Here is a 15,138-nt window from a genome sequence, read left to right as displayed (position 1 = left end):
GGGGTGCGTCTCCAGCGTTAGTCGGGCTTTTCGCTGTTTTAGCAGGGCAATCGGCACCCGGCCAGTCTGTTTTATTCACTGGACGACAGCGGCATTTTGTGGGGCTGGGTTTCGCGCTCAAGCAACTGACGCTTACGTTCCACGCCCCAGCGGTAGCCCGACAGCTCACCATTACTGCGCACCACGCGATGACAGGGAATCGCCACCGCCAGGTGGTTGGCACCACAAGCCTGGGCCACCGCGCGAAAGGAGGTGGGCGCGCCGATACGCTCGGCAATCTGCGCATAACTGGCAGTGCTGCCCGCAGGGATTTCCCGTAACGCCTGCCACACCCGTTCCTGAAAGGCCGTGCCGCGCAGGTCCAGGGGCAAATCCAGGCCCAGGGCAGGGGCCTCGACAAAGCCGACGACGTGGGCGACCAGTTGTTCGAACCCCTGATCCGCGCCAATCAACTCAGCCTTGGGAAACTGGTCTTGCAGGTCGCGCACCAGTTTGCCCGGATCATCGCCCAATAAAATCGCACACACGCCACGTTGGCTTTGCGCCACCAGAATCGCCCCCAGCGAGCACTGCCCAACGGCAAAGCGGATGGTGTTATTGGCGCCGCCGCCTTTGTAGTCTCGCGGTTTCATGCCGAGCACTTGGTCGGCGGCTTCGTAAAAACGGCTATTGGAATTAAAGCCCGCGTCGTACAGGGTGTCTGTCACCGAATGCTGGCCCTTGAGGCCGTCGCGCACTCTGCGCGAACGCAGGGCGCTGGCGTAACCCTTGGGGGTCAACCCGGTGTTGGCTTTGAATACGCGGTGGAAGTGAAACGGACTCAACCCGGCGCATCGGGCAAGCATGTCCAGGCTAGGCGGCGTTTCGGCCTGTTCGATTTGCCGGCAGGCCTCGGCCACTAGCTGTCCATGGTGTGCGGCCAATTGGGTCTGGTCGCCAGCAGCGCGTTTGCTCGGGCGATAACCTGCGGCCTCGGCCTGCGCCGGCGTGTCGAAGAACTCGACATTTTCCGGGCGCGGCAAACGCGAGGCGCTGCTGGGGCGGCAATAAATACCAGTGGTTTTCACGCCGTAGACAAATAGCGCGTCAGCCTTGGCATCCCGGGCAATAATGGCAGCCCAGCGCGGATCGTGTTCGTTGTTCATGGCCTGCACTCTTGACGGTTCAGGAGCAGATTAAGCCTGCTGCGCGCAATCGGCACTCCGAAGCTTGCGGTCAAATTAGCCAGCGGTGCGAAAGGTCAGGTTGATGCGCTGCGGGCCCATGATCGGATGCACGCCGTCCTTGATCGGCATCACGCCATGAAAGCGCAGGCGATCAACGCCGCCCCACACCACCACATCACCATGGAACAACGAGACCTTCTGGGTTTTATCACTGCGCGCATGACCACCGAACAGGAAAATCGCTGGCAGCCCCAGGGACACCGAGACCACGGGCGCGCTGTAGCTGCGCTCGTTCTTGTCCTGGTGCAGGGACATTTTCGCCCCCGGTACGTAACGGTTGATCAGGCAGGCATCGGGTTGAAAACCGCTGAAACCGGCCTCGGTAGCCGCTGCCACCGCTAGTTGGCGCAATGTGTCGGGCATGACGGGCCAGGGTTGCTGGCTGCGTGGGTCGAGTGGGCTGTAGCGATAGCCACGGGCGTCGGTGGTCCAGCCCAGCTCGCCGCAACTGCTCAGCGCCGCCGACATGGTAAAACCGCCGGGGGTGACCATCCGCCGAAACGGTGATTGAGCCAGGACACGCCGCAGTTCAGGCAATAACCGCTCGATCCAGGGCAGGGCATAGCCCTTCAGTACGTAGGATTCTTCGCCAATTTGCTCGCGCCCGGCAGGCTGTTGCAGGGCATCATCGGCAAACAAATCGGCGGTAGGGCCCGGCATGGCTTACAGCGCCTTGCTCACATTGATGTCGGTGATTTCGTCGCTGGCATCATGAATTTTCGCCAAGGCTTGCTTGGCTTCTTCGACGCTGTTGCTGTGCAGCTGGGCAAATTCAAAGCGGCGTTCGCCGTTGAGCTTGTACTTGATGACGTATTTGGTTGTGGTGGTCACAGCTTTTTTCCTGTCAGGTGTTCGGGTCAGCTTAGCTTGCTGCTGGTGCGACGAACGATGCGGATCTTGTGGGACAACGCAGGCTTGCGGGTCACGCTGATGGCGCGACGGGTCACCACATCCAGGGTGATGTTCCAGAAGCCGGTGCTCGGTGCGGTGATCTTGGCCGGGAATTTATCAAATGCGCCGCCGTGGTAGGTATGGCGGCCGCCATTTTTGAAGCTGCGAAAGTTCGCATCACTCATCAGGCGAATATTGCAGGTCTGCGAGCATTCGATGACGACAATGTCTCCCTCGTTGAGGTGCTCACGCTGGTGGATGAATTTCATGGGGTGTCTCCAGAAGGGCTTTTTCTGAAAAATCAGAACGATACGTAGGTTAAGATGGAGTTTATCAGCCCCAGCGCGTTTATTATCGGGCCGTCGTCGACGACTTCGACAATTTAAAACAGTTATTTACCGAGTTATCACAGATAAATCCTACGTTGGCGGGAGAAAATTACCATCCCCGCTGTCGTAGGGTCTTTATCGGAGGTTTTTGTATGAAGTGGAGTGTGTTGGTGCTGGCCTTGGCAATAGGTGGGTGTGCTTCGGTTGCAGATATCAAGCAGACCCCGCCAACATTGGTGGTCATCTCAGGGAAGAAGCCGCAGGAATATGCGGCGTGTGTGGTGCGCAAATTGGAGGCGACCCGTCGGCCGCCGCAGATCGAGCCCCATAAAGACGGCATTCAGGTGATCGTGCCGCAGAAATTCTCGGCAGACCCATCGGCAATTTTTGAAATCGAAGACCGCTCCAGCGGTAGCAGCATCAAGCTTTATGAAAGCATGTCCAATGTGCCCATCCGCCCGGGCGACGTGAAGAAGGCAGGGGAAGAGTGCATTTCCGGTTGAGCCACAGGCCCACCCCTCAACCCCGATAAAAAAAGCCATCACCCTGCAGGGACGGCCTGCATCCGTTAAACTGTCGGGCATTCACTACAAAGATGCCGCTCAAACCCTGGGTTTGAGCGGCATTTGTTTTTCTGGAAAGCCCGTTATGAAACGAGAACACGTCAAAGCCCGCCATGCCGAAGGGCAGATTTCGGCCACCCATGTCATCCAGAACCCCGCCGATTTGGGCGAGTGGATCGTATTTTTCAAGAAGAGCGGCGGGCGCAGCTACTTCCTGGTGGACGAGCAGGATGAGGTCGAATCGTTCGCGCGCCTGGATGACCTGATCGAACTCCTGCGTGGCCTGGGGATCAAGTTCGCTGAAGTGCACCTGTAGCAGCGTTACTTGCAGACCACCACCACGCTGCGGCCTTTGAAGTTGCCCACGTCCTGGCCCAGGGTCTTGTCGCTTTCCTTGAGCGCCGGCGTACCGTTGGTGCCGACGATGCGGTAACCGGTGCCCGCGCAGGATGCGTCCGCTTTCTCGTAGCAACTGGCCCATGAATTGGCCTCGCCCGAGCAATCGATGGTCAAGCCTTGTTCGCCATTTTTAAGCAAGGTGTCGGAAGCGGTGGTGCAGCCGGCGAGTGCCAATACCGCGGTCAGTGCCAGGATTTTGTTCATAAGGGATCTTCGTCGAGAGGGAATAGAGGGCGCTGACACTGTCGTGGGGCGTTGGCGGCGATTATAGCGAACTGCCATCGGGTGTGCAGTGGCAGGTTACCCGTGCTGCGCTTGCACACCCTGTAAGTCAGTGGGTGACAGTCATGGCACGCCCATTACCAGCACGCCACTTCCGCTGATTGCCCCGGCAGCAGGGAAGTCACCTGCTCGTCGTACGAGCGAAAAGGTCACATCATCGCCTCCCATGCTGTTGGTGATGCGGGTGCGGAATGAACCGTTGACCCTCACCGCTGAGCCCGCACGCACGAGGGCGGTGCCCACGTTCGGGTTGCTCATCACCAATAGCCTGTCGTCGAACGATGTCGAAATGCCTTTGTAGGTGATGGTGATGTCGGTGTTGATCCCACCATTGGGGCATGAATAGGTGAGCCTGCGGTTGGCGCGAACCGAGGTGGTAAGGGGATCGGTGCCGATCGCCCGCTGTTGTACATTGCCGAAGTTGATCTCGATGGGGTTGTTATTGTTGATGGTGCAGGTCGACGGCGAGATGCCGAAGTTGTTGGCGGCTTTGTACGTGAGGACGAGCCGCGTGCTTCCAAAGCTGTAATTATTCGTCTGGTGCAGATTCAGCGCGCCCAGAATGTCACCTATTACCACGCTGATCGGGTTGCTGGGGTCGTTGCGCAGCAGGATATAGGGGGTTACATAGATGGGATACGCCACAAAGTTGTTGGGCATGGTCGCGATCCGAATATTAAACGGCACCGGGGTGTTATAAAACGCGCCGTTTATGCGTAGACCGGTGCCTTGATTGTTGAATTTCGGCCCGGGCACCCAGGGGGCGCCGGCTTGCGCGGATGTCCCCCAAAAGTCTATGCGTGTGGGGTGAGCATGGGAGGGCGTAAATCGGCATTCCAGCCACGCGCCTTCGAGAAGGATACGGGTGTTGTCCGAGCCGACACTCACGTTGACGGGGACCTCCAGGTTCAGGATCCCGCCGTCGCCAACATATTGCCAATTTCCGCCATTAACGCGGCAATCCGCTGCTCGCGAGGTGGTCGTCACACTTAGCAGGACGAGAAGCACTATTGCTCCATAGAGTCGTTTCATTTTGATCTCTCATTGCGCCTCTGTCCGAACGTCACTGTGAGTGATCATCCGGAAGATAATTAAGGTTTGCCCAGGCCGTTTTCAGGCCAGCAACGGCTACGGATAGTCCAAAGTAAAAGTCGAGGTCACCCTGTACGCGCCTTGGCCGATGGTCTGGTCGCTGATGGCTTGCGGCTCGCCCTGCACAAAGGCTTTAAGCGCGATCACATTGCTGCCATCTATCAGTACCTGCGCATCGCTGGGCGAATTCAGCGGCAGTGGCTTGTTGCTCGGCGTCTCTATGCCCACCCCGATGCCTGAGGCGCCACTGCCGCCATCCAGCGCTAGCATGCCGGGCAACGCGGTGTTTTCCCTGCCGCCAAAGGTGATGCTGACCGTGGCGCCAATGGTGGTGTCGCAGTTCTCCAGGTGCAGCCTGAAGTCCTTGCCCTGTGAACGGGTGTTGATATACAGGTGCTTGCTGGTAACGTCCCAGAGTTCCAGGGTGACGGCCTCGTCGCCCGGCCGCAGGGTGCAGGCCTCCTGAACCAGGTTGCCCTTGAAACTCAGGTTGTCCGCTGCTTGGGCGTCGGCGGCCAGGCTCAAGGCCAATACCAGCGCTGCACGGTGTAAATGTCCCATTGATTCGACTCCTACTGGTATTCGGCCAACAGCGTGGCCACCGCGCTAAACCTTGCGGGCGCCAGGGTTGCGCCGGGCTGTTTGACCGGCACCACTTCCAATACGGGCGGTGATGACAGGCTGATATCCAGTGGCGTATTGAGTGAAAAAGGCAGGTTGTTCTGGAAAATCCGAATACCCAGCGCCGGTACGCTTGTCTGTACCGCCGCCCCGTCAAAGGTGGTTGGCGTGCCGTTGACACTCAATTTCAACGCCCATGGCAGCGTGTCGGTGCCGCAGTTGATGGTGTAGCCCACGCCTTTTCGGTACTGCACACCGTCGACGCGCTTGATCCCGACATCGCCAAAATCCACCTCGATGGTGTTGCCCGCATCGATCGTGCACGGGGGAGGCTCGTTGAGCGTGCCGCTAAACGTCAGGTTGGCCGATGCAACGCTGCACAGGCCCAGGGAGCACAAGGCGAGCAACGCTCGCTGCGGCCAACAGATCATTGGTCATTCCTCTTCATTGATAATCGACCACGAGGGTGGCGGCCGCATCGAATGCGCCTCCGGTCAGCGTGCTGCCCGGGCGTTTGACGGGTACCGCCTGCACCACCGGCACGTTGGGATAGGTGAAGTTCACCGCCGTGTTCAGCGGCCAATCGGCGCCATTGATGAACAGCTTTACCCCAAGATCAGGCTTGCGGGTGACCAGCACGCGGCTGTCGAATGCGGCACCCGTGCCCCTGAGTTCCAAAGTCAGCGCGTTGCTGAAAGGGGAGCTGCAGGTGACGGTGTACGGCACGCCACGGCGATAATTGACCCCGTCGACTCGCGAGGTCAGCAGGTCATTGCCAAAAGGCACGTCGAGCGTACTGCCGCTGTTGATGACACACGGCGGCGGCGCAATGATCACCGCGCGGATGGTCAGGTTGGTCTCGGCCTGCGCGCCCAGGCTGAGCGCCCAGAGCAAACCGCTGCCCATTAACACGGCACAGGGGCCGTATGACTTAGCCATTGTTCTGCCCTTACTCATAATTGAGCCTGAAATCCACCACGGCCCGGAATGCCCCGCTGGTCAATGGCGCAGCGGTGCGCGTAGGCCGAACGTTCCAGGTCTTGGTGTTACCGCCCAGGGGCAAGAACAGCGGTTCGCCGCGTTGGCCCAGTTGTACGTCCCGCCCCAGGGCGTCGGTCAGTTGCAGCCCCAGGCCGGTGATGCCTTGCACTTTGACCAGGCGCGAATCGTCGTCATCGGCAGGCGCGATAAAGGCCACCGACAGCACCGGTTGAAAGGCGCTCCAGGTCAGGTTGCCGGTGCGTTCACTGCGGATACTGCCGGCGGTGCGGTTGCACTCGGTAAAGCGCAACTGGAAGGCCACCTGGTTGGCCTGATCACCAGGCCGACGTAACTGGCTGGTGGAGACGTCGCCCAGTTCAATGGTCTGATGCAGCGAGGTCATTTCCAGGCTGCACGGGGTTTCGTGCATGGAGCCGGAAATATTCAGCACGCCATTCATGCCCTCGATATCCTCGGCCTGCGCGCTCCCTCCAAAGGCCAGTAACAGGCCGCCCAATGCCGTTATGTAATGAGACTTCATGGCTGACTCCAGCGACAGGCTTACTGTTTGGGCAGTGCTGCTTGCAGGTTGACCTTGCACGTCTCGCCGCTGCAGGTGAAGGCCAGCAGCGGACGGCCGCCGTAATCATTGACGTAGGCCAAGTGAGGGGTAGGGCCCAGGGCCTTGGCGGTCGGGCCGAGGATCAGCGTGCCTTTGGGCGGCACCATCACCGGCTCGAAACCGGCCACGGTCTTGCCCTCTTTGGTGCTGCGCGCATCCACCAGGGTCACGTAGTAGGGCGTCGGGTTATTCACCCGGTAATGCTCGCCTTGCCGGGTCAGGGTCAGCTTTTCCTGCCAGGGGTTGGACAGGTCTTGCTGGCTGGGCGTAATGGCTTGAGGCCGGTAGAACAGTTTGATCCGGGTCTGCAGCGCGATTTGCAGGGTGTTGGCCTTATCGGTGCGTGGCGGAATTTCCCGCAGGTTGAAGTAGTAGACCGTCTCTCGATCCTGGGGCAACGACTTGGCCGCCGGCAGCGCCTGGACTTTTACCTGGCTCTGTTTGCCCGGTTCCAGGCGCTGCACCGGGGGCAGCACGATCAAGGGCGTGGTGAGTTTCTGGCCCTCTTCATTCTCGATCCAGCCCTGGGCCAGGTACGGCAATTGGGTGTTGTTATTGGTGATGTTCACGCTGGCGGCGTCCTTGCTGCCGTCGAAAATCACGCGGGTACGGTCCAGGCCAATTGCAGCGTGGCCGCTGTGGCTCACGGCGAGCGTCAGCAGGGTGAGGGTCGAGAGGGTGATGCGTTTGTACAGGGTCATGAGGATGTGGTCTCCGTGACGGGGTGTTTGCCGGTCAGTTCTGCCGGCGCTGACAAGGGTTGATCGGTGGCTGCGACTCGGCAGTCCAATTGCAGGGCGTTGCTCAGGCCGTCAGCGGGCAAGACATCGGGAAGGGTGAGGGTGCAGCGCTCATTCCCGCCCCAACTGACGACCATCTGTTCACCGGCTTGAATGCCGCTGAGGTAGACATTGCCGCCGTCATTCACGATGCCGGTGTCCTGCTGCTTGGCGTTCTGGACCGTCGCACCGAAGGGCGGCGAGCTGCCATCGGGCAGGCGCAGCACCGCCATGGCTTTTTCACCGGCAATCACGTCCAGGGCGCGATAACCGATGGCGCCTTCGGTGAGGGTCAGTTGAGTGACGGATTGAGTGGCTTCGACATTGCTCGGCAGGCTCTCCAGATCGACGCTGGCTGCCGTACGCTGGTAGCTGCTCAGGTCGGCGATCACCGCTTTACCGAAGGCGTTGCTGCGGGTCGGCGAGCCGTAACCACGCACCGGCACGTCAGGCACGCCGATGGTATCCACCATCAAACGGGTGCCGCCCATGCTGTTGGTGCGATGCAGGGCTGCGCCGTGAGACGTGAGCGTGCCACCGCCGCGGGCTGACAGGCTGAGACTGGTGCGACTGTCTTGTTGCCGGCTGGCGGCGAGTGTCAGGTCCGCTTGATCACCCATGTGGCTCAGATAGCCACTGGCCGAATTATCGCTGGCGGTCAACTGGTAGCTGTTGCGCTCATCGAGGCGGTCGCTGTAACGCGTTGAAAAGCCGTTCTTGCCAGCGGCCCGGCTGGCGTCCAGCGACAGCGTGCCGCTGCGTCCCAACGGCAGGCTGACCGTCAGCGCCATGCCGTTATCCTTGTAGTTGTAATCCAACGTGCGATAAACGTTGAGCGACAAACTCATGTTTTTGACGGTGCCCACATTGAAGTAGCGGGACACCGACAAGTTCCAGCGCTGGGTAGCCGGTCGCGACCAGTAAGTTTGTTTGTTATAACTGGCGTAGACTGTGGCGCCCAAGTCGCGAAATTGTTTGTTAACGGTCGCTGTATACAGCGCTTTGCTGCCACCTATAGGTTTGAATTCACCGGCATATTGACCGAATTCGTCGTATTGTCCGCGGCCCGCCAGTTCCCCGTTCCTGCCGTAATGACGAGCGTCTAAATATTCACTCATGCTCAAGAAGTTCTTATCGGAGAACCGATAACCGGCGAAGGTGACCTGGCTGTCGTATTGTTCAAAGTTCTTCGAATATTGCAGGCGGTAGGATTTACCCGAGAGCGTTTGATTCCATACCTCAGCCCGGGACTGGGTGACATCCAGGGATAACGCGCCCAATGCCAACAGGTCGCGGCCAGCGCCGATAGTGGCGGCCCGGTAGTTGTTGTCGGTGATGGCGCCGCCGAACAACGACCAGCCGTTGCTCACGCCCCAGGAGAACTCCCCCGTGCCAAAAAAGTTGCCGTCAGCGCCATATTGGAGATCCGAAGGCCGCCCGCTCGCCAGCTTGTATCGAACTTGCCCAGGGCGCGTCAGGTAAGGAACGCCTGCGGTGTTGAGCTTGAAGGTCTGTACCGAACCGTCTTGCTCCTCTACCCGCACATCCAGCGTACCGGTGACGGCATCATTGAGGTCCTGGATACGAAAGGGGCCGGCGGCCACCAGGGTTTCATACAGCACGCGCCCTTGCTGGCTGACGATCACCCTGGCGTTGGTCTTGGCCAACCCCACCACTTCAGGTGCGTAACCGCGCAGGTTGGGGGGCAGCTGACTTTCGTCTGACGTCAACGCAGCACCGGTAAAGCGGAAGCTGTCGAACAGGTCCGAATACAGGTAGTTTTCGCCAACTACCAGCCGCGCCCTCAAGGCAGGAATGGCGCGGTAAGCGTAGTAGCGGCTCCACTCCAGCTTCTGTTCCCCGGCGGAACGGTCCCTTGCGCTGTCGACACGGCCCTGCCAGTCGGCCCTCAGGCGCCAGGCCCCGGCATTGGCCCCCAGCGTTCCGTTGCCACTGAGGTGGTTGCGGGTGCGCTCGTTTTTCTGGGCGTTGGACTGCGCCGTCAGGTTGTAGTCGATCAACAGTCCCGGTACGCCTTCATCCCAGCGTGCAGGCGGATCCCAGTTGAGGGCGCTGTACTCAAGGTAGGCGTGGGGCAGGTTGATGCTCAATGTGGAGGTGGCCAGGTCTGCACTTACCTCGGCACCTGCCAAGCCTTGAAGGTCCAGGCACTCGTCGCCTTTCCACCTTGTGAGCCTGGCTGCTTCGATCGCCTTCAGGCCCAGTTGCGCCACGAGCTCTGCGGACAAGCAGGCCTGGCTACCCTTCGGGTCATCATCAGGGGGATAAAACGCCACCGACTGCTCGGAAAGCGCCTGGCCGTTGATCTGCACAAGCATCGTGTAAGTGCCGGGCAGAATGAAACCGCTGCGCGAAAACCGCGACAAATCGATATTGGTGCGATCATTCAGGTCAAGAACGTCGGTATTGAATTCGATATCCCCGGCACCCAAGGCTGTGCCTGCCAGTGACATCAGCCCGCCAACCAACGTGGGGCGCAGCGTATGTTTGATCTTCGACGCATTCAGCATGAAAGCAACCCATCAATGTTCAAAAGTATTCCAACTTGAACCGCACGGCGACGCGGTGAGCGCCCGGCGCCAAGGGCAACCCGTTGCCCACCAGCCGCAACGTGTAGTGAAGTGTCATGTCGCCTTCGGCCAAGGGATGCGGCGCCATCGGCTCGCCCGGCACGCTCTCCTGGCCGGCCGAATCCCAGATGTGAAAGGCAACACCCTGTGAATCGCCGAAGGCAGCAAAAGAGCGACCGTCGCGGTCGCGCGGGCCGTCGAACGTGACCCGCAAATGCTCCCAGTCAGGTAGCGTTGCACCCGGCCGTAAAGGGTCCGGGCGCGTCAATGAGCAGTTGACCAGGCGCAAATCAAAGGGGTGTGGCTCGCCCAACGCATTTCGCAACAGCCGCCCAATGGGCTCGGCGGGCATCTCGATGGTTTGATCGGCACTGGTCAGTTCCAACCCGCACGCGGAGTCAACGACCCTGCCACCGAGCGTGATGACCCCTTCACCTTGCGCAGTCTCCTGCGCGAACACCCAAGGGCTGATGACCACCGCCAGTGACGAGCTCATCGCCAGACTTATGAGTTTTTTCACCGTTTTCTCCCACCCGTTCCCCCCGCCACCCTGAAGTGGCGGGGGGGCTACTTACTGATAAGCCAAGGTGAAATTGGTGACCGCGCTGAAGTCACCCGGCACGATGTCGCCGGTCGCCGCGCCTTGAACAAAGGCGCCGAATTCCAGCGTGTTGTCACCGGTGGAAATGGCCTGGGGCGTGGTTGCCACACCCAGTTGGATAGGGCTGCCGCCATGGGTCATCATGATGCCGACGCGGCCTGCGGTACCGACGGTGCCGATTGCGCCAGGCACGTCAGTTGATGGCGCAGCCGTGAACGTCGTGGTCACGGTGTTATCAGTCAGATTTGTCAGGTCGCAACCTTCCAGTTCAATCAGCACACGGCGAGCTTCGGACTTACCGCCTGCCTGCAATTGATGCTTGGCGATGGCGCCCAGATGAATGGTCTGATCTACCGATTCAGGCTTGATGGAGCAGGCACCCGAGTGGACCGATCCCAGAAAGGTAACCGTTCCATCTGCCGCCTGAGCGCCGGACATGGAACCCGCGAACAGGCCGATGGTTAACAGTGCAGTTTTGAACGTAGTTTTCATTTGCAGATGCCCACATAAAAATGTCATGGAAGAGCCCCGCCACCTGTTGGCGTGGGGCTGACGTTTCACCTCAAGAGTGGCCGGCAGCAAACTCGGCTGATCGCCAGTCGAGTACCAATCAGAAGTTAAAACTTTCCAATTAGTTGTATTGCCATTTGGGCGCACGGTTGAGGCGGAAGCAATTGTGTGATGGCGACTTGAAAAAGTAAGTCGTCACATTCGCTTATTGATGTGGGCAGGCAGTATCGCGACGTATAGGAAGAATATGGCACTTTGCCAAAACTTTGATTTTGGCTGTAAGAAATGAACTACACGCTGCTAAATGAGAATAATTTAGTTGGGGTTATAGCTGTAAGAATGGGATGACATACAGTGAAAATCAATAGACATTAATAGCGCGAAACAACTAACCGGGTTACGGGCGAAGAGGCCGTGAGGCTGGCAGGTCAACAGCCACAAAAAAGCCCCGCTTAACGGGGCTTTCGCAGAGCAACGAGGCTTACTTGGTTTTCGGCCGCTTGCTCGATGCATGGCCTGCCTCATCCACAAACACCTCGGCTACGGCAATCGCCATGCTTTCGGTCTCGAATACGCCGGCAACGCTGTCGCCGTGAAAATTGATCAAGTGCCAGCCGTCTGCTCGCTTCGTGATCAGGTAGCCGTTTACACCTTTGGGTTCTGACATCTGTTGGCAATCTCGTGGTCTTGGTTCAAGGCGCTCATGATAACGCCAATTGCCGGGGCAGGGCGCAAGTTGTTGCAGGTCAGTGCCAGGGGGGCAAAAGCGTGCTAAAACCATTGCAGCCCTTTAAACAAGGGGCCAAGTCGGGTTCTGATCGACCGTTGGTGATGCGCTTTGCAGGATCAGCGGAACTTACGCCGACATTTTTTCTCTATGATGACATCGCAACGCCAGCAGGACCCATTGTAAGGTGACTGCGGCCTGATTAGACTGCGCCGAATTCCGTACGCACAGCCCTTTGTAAGGACTCATATGATCAAGAAATGCTTGTTCCCAGCAGCCGGTTACGGCACTCGCTTCTTGCCAGCGACCAAAGCCATGCCCAAAGAAATGCTGCCAGTGGTGAACAAGCCACTGATTCAGTACGGTGTGGAAGAGGCTCTGGATGCCGGTTTGAACGAGATCTCCATCGTCACGGGTCGTGGTAAGCGCGCGCTGGAAGACCACTTCGACATCAGCTATGAGCTGGAAAACCAGATCAAGGGCACCGACAAGGAAAAATACCTGGTCGGCATCCGTAAATTGCTCGACGAGTGCTCGTTCTCCTACACCCGTCAGACTCAAATGAAAGGCCTCGGCCACGCCATCCTTACCGGCCGCCCGCTGATCGGTGACGAACCGTTCGCCGTGGTCCTGGCTGATGACTTGTGCGTCAACCTGGAAGGCGACGGTGTGCTGACCCAGATGGTCAAGCTCTACCAGAAATACCGTTGCACCATCGTTGCGGTGATGGAAGTCAACCCTACCGAAACCAATAAGTACGGTGTTATCGCCGGTGACGATATTGGCGATGGCCTGATCCGCGTACGTGACATGGTCGAGAAGCCAGCACCGGAAGATGCACCGTCGAACCTGGCGATCATCGGTCGTTACATTCTTACCCCGGACATCTTCAAGCTGATCGAAGAGACCGAGCCAGGCAAGGGCGGCGAGATCCAGATCACCGACGCTCTGCTCAAGCAAGCCAAAGACGGTTGCGTGATTGCCTACAAGTTCAAGGGCCAACGTTTCGACTGCGGCGGTGCTGAGGGCTACATCGAAGCGACCAACTTCTGCTACGAGCATTTCTACAAAACGGGCAAGGCTTACTGATTCATGTAAGCCGTTGCTCCAGCAGGTCGTTTCAGCGACCTAAACAAATGCCCCGATTGTTCGGGGCATTTTGTTTCATGCGTTAGGCGCACGCGTTCTGCTTTTGACCTCTAAAGCGAAGAGTGTTGATGCCAGCAGATGAATGGCGGGTTAATGTTTCGCTGTTTCGATTTTGAGGTCCCTGGTGATAATAAGCGTTTTATTGCCGGCCTCGTCTTTTCCGTAGGCGCAATAACGCCAGTTCCGATCTTTTGGCAGTATGAGCGTCTCTCTCACGAGGGCGTAACCGCTTTCATTCTTGCAGTCAATTGAATCGAGCGCCCCGTATTTATAATACGTCTGGACAATTTCGTTCAGCCGAGAGGCTGTGGTTATTTGCCATTCGTCAGGGCTGTGTTCATACACGTCGACTTCCGGCTTGCTCTGCGGGGCTGTGTCATCCAGCTGGCGTAATTTAACGGTCGCAAACTTCATGGGTTGCCAGGACGTCTGTCCAAAGCGTTTGCCAATGATGCATATCGCCTGAACCCCCTCCCTTTGATCGACGGGGAGTTTAAGCAGGGGTTGATCAACCGCCCTGACTGGCGCCCCATATCCTTTTGGCAGTGCGCATTGAATTGAGCTGGCTGATCCGCTCTTGTAGCGAATCCATTCGAAGCCTTTACTGATCTTCAGGCCCCAAGACGCCGGTTGCAATTGACCGTGCTCGTTGGGGGCTGCGGAGCGGGTCGACCAAGAGCCCACGCGTTCGATAGCTATCCCGGTACCCGGGTCAAGGTTGCTCAGGTCCAAGGTGTTATCTGGTCGAAATGCCGCAAGAATATGATCAACCGAGTGGGTGTATACCGCCTCAGGCCGACTTACCGTGCCGGCAGGCGCGAGTTCGCAGGGCCGGGCGAAGCCACAACCATTCAAGTAAGAGTCGGTCGCTGTAGATAGTATGCCGATTACCCGCTTGCCATCTTTCGCAAAAACCGGGGAGCCGGAGGAGCCGCCGTATACGCCAATACAGTCGTTGGCACGAGCGTCGGACCAATACCAGGGAAGGTCTGGTCGGATAGGCCAGGCGCTTTCGAAAAGAGGCGTGGGCGGCTGCGATTGGCAAACTGAGTGGCGCAGAAAAAATCCGCCAGGAAAAGCGCCCTGGGGTATATGTGCCAGTTCAATGGCGCGGTCGGACGCATCAAAATTCTTTAACAGTAACGGCTTCACGCCTCTTGAGCGAAGTTCGCCGTAGGTTGCAGCCAGTTCCAGCAACCCGACGTCCGACCCTTTCATGCTTGAATAAACTATACGTTTGATGCTGTACCAATGGTGCTCATTAACATTGTCAAAAAAATAGGCGGGGGAAAAAGCAAAGCCAACTGCCATGGGTTTATCAATGACGACGTCATTGTCACCGCTATCAATGCTCAACAAAGGATCAACACTGCAATGCCCCGCAGTGAGAATAAGCGCGGCCTGAGTATCATTGGGTGTTTCGCTGCTAGCCACCAATGTCGCCGTGCATTCCCACGCGAGCCCTTGAGTCTTCTTCATTAAACCTACAGCGAAGAAACGATCTGACCCCGGCGCAGTGGCCGATAACAGCGGAGCCACTCCAGCAGCGGGTGAGGTGTGAGGATTTGGAATTGAGACAAGCATGCTGTCGGCATGGCTGGAAGTGATCCATGCAGCCAGCACAATGAGCGTGAGTCGGCTAAAAAATCTTGAACTAAGCGTAAAGCGATAGCCGAAAATCATAGCGATGCTTCCTCATTTCGGATGCGGTGAGTGTTTACGGCACCGAAGTATCATTACGGATCGTCAATCAGCCTTCTACTGTCAACAATGAC

General features: G+C 58.2%; 19 protein-coding genes. 3 read left to right on the top strand and 16 right to left on the bottom strand.

Translation table 11 applies throughout. The features are described 5' to 3' along the window. Positions 1–71: 71 nt before the first annotated feature. The 4 genes from ada to N2A98_RS13315 form a co-directional block, all read right to left on the bottom strand. On the bottom strand, positions 72–1,145 hold the full coding sequence (gene ada / locus N2A98_RS13330; protein ID WP_044273922.1) for a bifunctional DNA-binding transcriptional regulator/O6-methylguanine-DNA methyltransferase Ada: 1,074 nt from the start codon (positions 1,143–1,145) through the stop codon (positions 72–74). A 75-nt stretch (positions 1,146–1,220) separates the two neighbouring features. After that, positions 1,221–1,886: a DNA oxidative demethylase AlkB gene (gene alkB, locus N2A98_RS13325; RefSeq protein WP_275622095.1), complete on the bottom strand. Its 666-nt coding sequence runs from the start codon at positions 1,884–1,886 to the stop codon at positions 1,221–1,223. A gap of 3 nt (positions 1,887–1,889) precedes the next feature. Next, entirely contained in the window at positions 1,890–2,057 is a 168-nt protein-coding gene (locus N2A98_RS13320; RefSeq protein WP_098951408.1) for a hypothetical protein, read from the bottom strand. A 26-nt stretch (positions 2,058–2,083) separates the two neighbouring features. Continuing rightward, on the bottom strand, positions 2,084–2,386 hold the full coding sequence (locus N2A98_RS13315; RefSeq protein ID WP_003191319.1) for a DUF1883 domain-containing protein: 303 nt from the start codon (positions 2,384–2,386) through the stop codon (positions 2,084–2,086). A gap of 212 nt (positions 2,387–2,598) precedes the next feature. Here N2A98_RS13315 and N2A98_RS13310 point away from each other — a divergent pair, with 212 nt between their 5' ends. Further along, positions 2,599–2,949, top strand: coding sequence for a hypothetical protein (locus tag N2A98_RS13310; protein WP_003191317.1), 351 nt, complete (start codon positions 2,599–2,601; stop codon positions 2,947–2,949). 145 nt (positions 2,950–3,094) lie between these two features. Then, a complete protein-coding gene (locus N2A98_RS13305; RefSeq protein WP_032897196.1) occupies positions 3,095–3,325 on the top strand; it encodes a hypothetical protein in 231 nt (76 codons plus the stop codon). 5 nt (positions 3,326–3,330) lie between these two features. Here N2A98_RS13305 and N2A98_RS13300 read toward each other — a convergent pair whose 3' ends face one another. From N2A98_RS13300 to N2A98_RS13250, 11 genes are all read right to left on the bottom strand, one after another. Next, positions 3,331–3,612 carry a hypothetical protein gene (locus N2A98_RS13300; protein WP_032897198.1) on the bottom strand — a complete coding sequence of 94 codons (282 nt, stop codon included), beginning with the start codon at positions 3,610–3,612 and terminating at the stop codon, positions 3,331–3,333. A gap of 141 nt (positions 3,613–3,753) precedes the next feature. After that, positions 3,754–4,722 carry a fimbrial protein gene (locus tag N2A98_RS13295; protein ID WP_044273919.1) on the bottom strand — a complete coding sequence of 323 codons (969 nt, stop codon included), beginning with the start codon at positions 4,720–4,722 and terminating at the stop codon, positions 3,754–3,756. A gap of 96 nt (positions 4,723–4,818) precedes the next feature. Continuing rightward, positions 4,819–5,343: a fimbrial protein gene (locus tag N2A98_RS13290; protein WP_032897202.1), complete on the bottom strand. Its 525-nt coding sequence runs from the start codon at positions 5,341–5,343 to the stop codon at positions 4,819–4,821. Between the two features lie 11 nt (positions 5,344–5,354). After that, the gene (locus N2A98_RS13285; protein WP_044273918.1) at positions 5,355–5,834 is read right to left on the bottom strand and encodes a fimbrial protein; all 480 of its coding nucleotides are present in this window, start codon (positions 5,832–5,834) and stop codon (positions 5,355–5,357) included. 13 nt (positions 5,835–5,847) lie between these two features. Further along, complete coding sequence (locus tag N2A98_RS13280; RefSeq protein ID WP_275622094.1) at positions 5,848–6,342, bottom strand: fimbrial protein; 495 nt, start codon at positions 6,340–6,342, stop codon at positions 5,848–5,850. A gap of 10 nt (positions 6,343–6,352) precedes the next feature. Beyond that, positions 6,353–6,925 (bottom strand): fimbrial protein, encoded by a 573-nt coding sequence (locus tag N2A98_RS13275; protein ID WP_044273917.1) that lies wholly within the window; start codon positions 6,923–6,925, stop codon positions 6,353–6,355. 20 nt (positions 6,926–6,945) lie between these two features. After that, complete coding sequence (locus N2A98_RS13270; protein ID WP_069557738.1) at positions 6,946–7,707, bottom strand: fimbria/pilus periplasmic chaperone; 762 nt, start codon at positions 7,705–7,707, stop codon at positions 6,946–6,948. Next, entirely contained in the window at positions 7,704–10,316 is a 2,613-nt protein-coding gene (locus tag N2A98_RS13265) for an outer membrane usher protein (protein WP_275622093.1), read from the bottom strand. The genes N2A98_RS13270 and N2A98_RS13265 overlap by 4 nt, the downstream gene beginning before the upstream one ends. A 19-nt stretch (positions 10,317–10,335) precedes the next feature. Next, entirely contained in the window at positions 10,336–10,896 is a 561-nt protein-coding gene (locus N2A98_RS13260; protein WP_069557737.1) for a fimbrial protein, read from the bottom strand. Between the two features lie 51 nt (positions 10,897–10,947). Continuing rightward, complete coding sequence (locus N2A98_RS13255) at positions 10,948–11,469, bottom strand: fimbrial protein (protein ID WP_032897213.1); 522 nt, start codon at positions 11,467–11,469, stop codon at positions 10,948–10,950. Positions 11,470–11,968: 499 nt separating this feature from the next. Further along, positions 11,969–12,154 (bottom strand): hypothetical protein, encoded by a 186-nt coding sequence (locus N2A98_RS13250; RefSeq protein WP_003191311.1) that lies wholly within the window; start codon positions 12,152–12,154, stop codon positions 11,969–11,971. 309 nt (positions 12,155–12,463) lie between these two features. Here N2A98_RS13250 and galU point away from each other — a divergent pair, with 309 nt between their 5' ends. Continuing rightward, positions 12,464–13,303, top strand: coding sequence for a UTP--glucose-1-phosphate uridylyltransferase GalU (galU, locus tag N2A98_RS13245; RefSeq protein WP_003173830.1), 840 nt, complete (start codon positions 12,464–12,466; stop codon positions 13,301–13,303). A 150-nt stretch (positions 13,304–13,453) separates the two neighbouring features. Here the strand turns inward: galU and N2A98_RS13240 are convergent, their stop codons facing one another. Beyond that, entirely contained in the window at positions 13,454–15,046 is a 1,593-nt protein-coding gene (locus N2A98_RS13240) for a hypothetical protein (protein ID WP_044273909.1), read from the bottom strand. Between the last annotated feature and the right edge of the window lie 92 nt (positions 15,047–15,138).

The sequence above is a fragment of the Pseudomonas sp. FJ2-5-13 genome, assembly GCF_029201605.1.
Lineage (GTDB): Bacteria > Pseudomonadota > Gammaproteobacteria > Pseudomonadales > Pseudomonadaceae > Aquipseudomonas > Aquipseudomonas lactis.
Note: the sequence above shows the minus strand (reverse complement) of the source record. Positions and strands in the feature narration are given on the sequence as shown.

Bases quoted from the DNA above. Each gene is read 5' to 3' on its own strand.
- alkB (WP_275622095.1), bottom strand. From the start codon at position 1,886: ATGCCGGGCCCTACCGCCGATTTGTTTGCCGATGATGCCCTGCAACAG.
- N2A98_RS13285 (WP_044273918.1), bottom strand. From the start codon at position 5,834: ATGATCTGTTGGCCGCAGCGAGCGTTGCTCGCCTTGTGCTCCCTGGGC.
- galU (WP_003173830.1), top strand. From the start codon at position 12,464: ATGATCAAGAAATGCTTGTTCCCAGCAGCCGGTTACGGCACTCGCTTC.
- N2A98_RS13275 (WP_044273917.1), bottom strand. From the start codon at position 6,925: ATGAAGTCTCATTACATAACGGCATTGGGCGGCCTGTTACTGGCCTTT.
- N2A98_RS13310 (WP_003191317.1), top strand. From the start codon at position 2,599: ATGAAGTGGAGTGTGTTGGTGCTGGCCTTGGCAATAGGTGGGTGTGCT.
- N2A98_RS13250 (WP_003191311.1), bottom strand. From the start codon at position 12,154: ATGTCAGAACCCAAAGGTGTAAACGGCTACCTGATCACGAAGCGAGCA.
- N2A98_RS13315 (WP_003191319.1), bottom strand. From the start codon at position 2,386: ATGAAATTCATCCACCAGCGTGAGCACCTCAACGAGGGAGACATTGTC.
- ada (WP_044273922.1), bottom strand. From the start codon at position 1,145: ATGAACAACGAACACGATCCGCGCTGGGCTGCCATTATTGCCCGGGAT.
- N2A98_RS13305 (WP_032897196.1), top strand. From the start codon at position 3,095: ATGAAACGAGAACACGTCAAAGCCCGCCATGCCGAAGGGCAGATTTCG.
- N2A98_RS13240 (WP_044273909.1), bottom strand. From the start codon at position 15,046: ATGATTTTCGGCTATCGCTTTACGCTTAGTTCAAGATTTTTTAGCCGA.
- N2A98_RS13280 (WP_275622094.1), bottom strand. From the start codon at position 6,342: ATGGCTAAGTCATACGGCCCCTGTGCCGTGTTAATGGGCAGCGGTTTG.
- N2A98_RS13265 (WP_275622093.1), bottom strand. From the start codon at position 10,316: ATGCTGAATGCGTCGAAGATCAAACATACGCTGCGCCCCACGTTGGTT.
- N2A98_RS13255 (WP_032897213.1), bottom strand. From the start codon at position 11,469: ATGAAAACTACGTTCAAAACTGCACTGTTAACCATCGGCCTGTTCGCG.
- N2A98_RS13300 (WP_032897198.1), bottom strand. From the start codon at position 3,612: ATGAACAAAATCCTGGCACTGACCGCGGTATTGGCACTCGCCGGCTGC.
- N2A98_RS13270 (WP_069557738.1), bottom strand. From the start codon at position 7,707: ATGACCCTGTACAAACGCATCACCCTCTCGACCCTCACCCTGCTGACG.
- N2A98_RS13290 (WP_032897202.1), bottom strand. From the start codon at position 5,343: ATGGGACATTTACACCGTGCAGCGCTGGTATTGGCCTTGAGCCTGGCC.
- N2A98_RS13295 (WP_044273919.1), bottom strand. From the start codon at position 4,722: ATGAAACGACTCTATGGAGCAATAGTGCTTCTCGTCCTGCTAAGTGTG.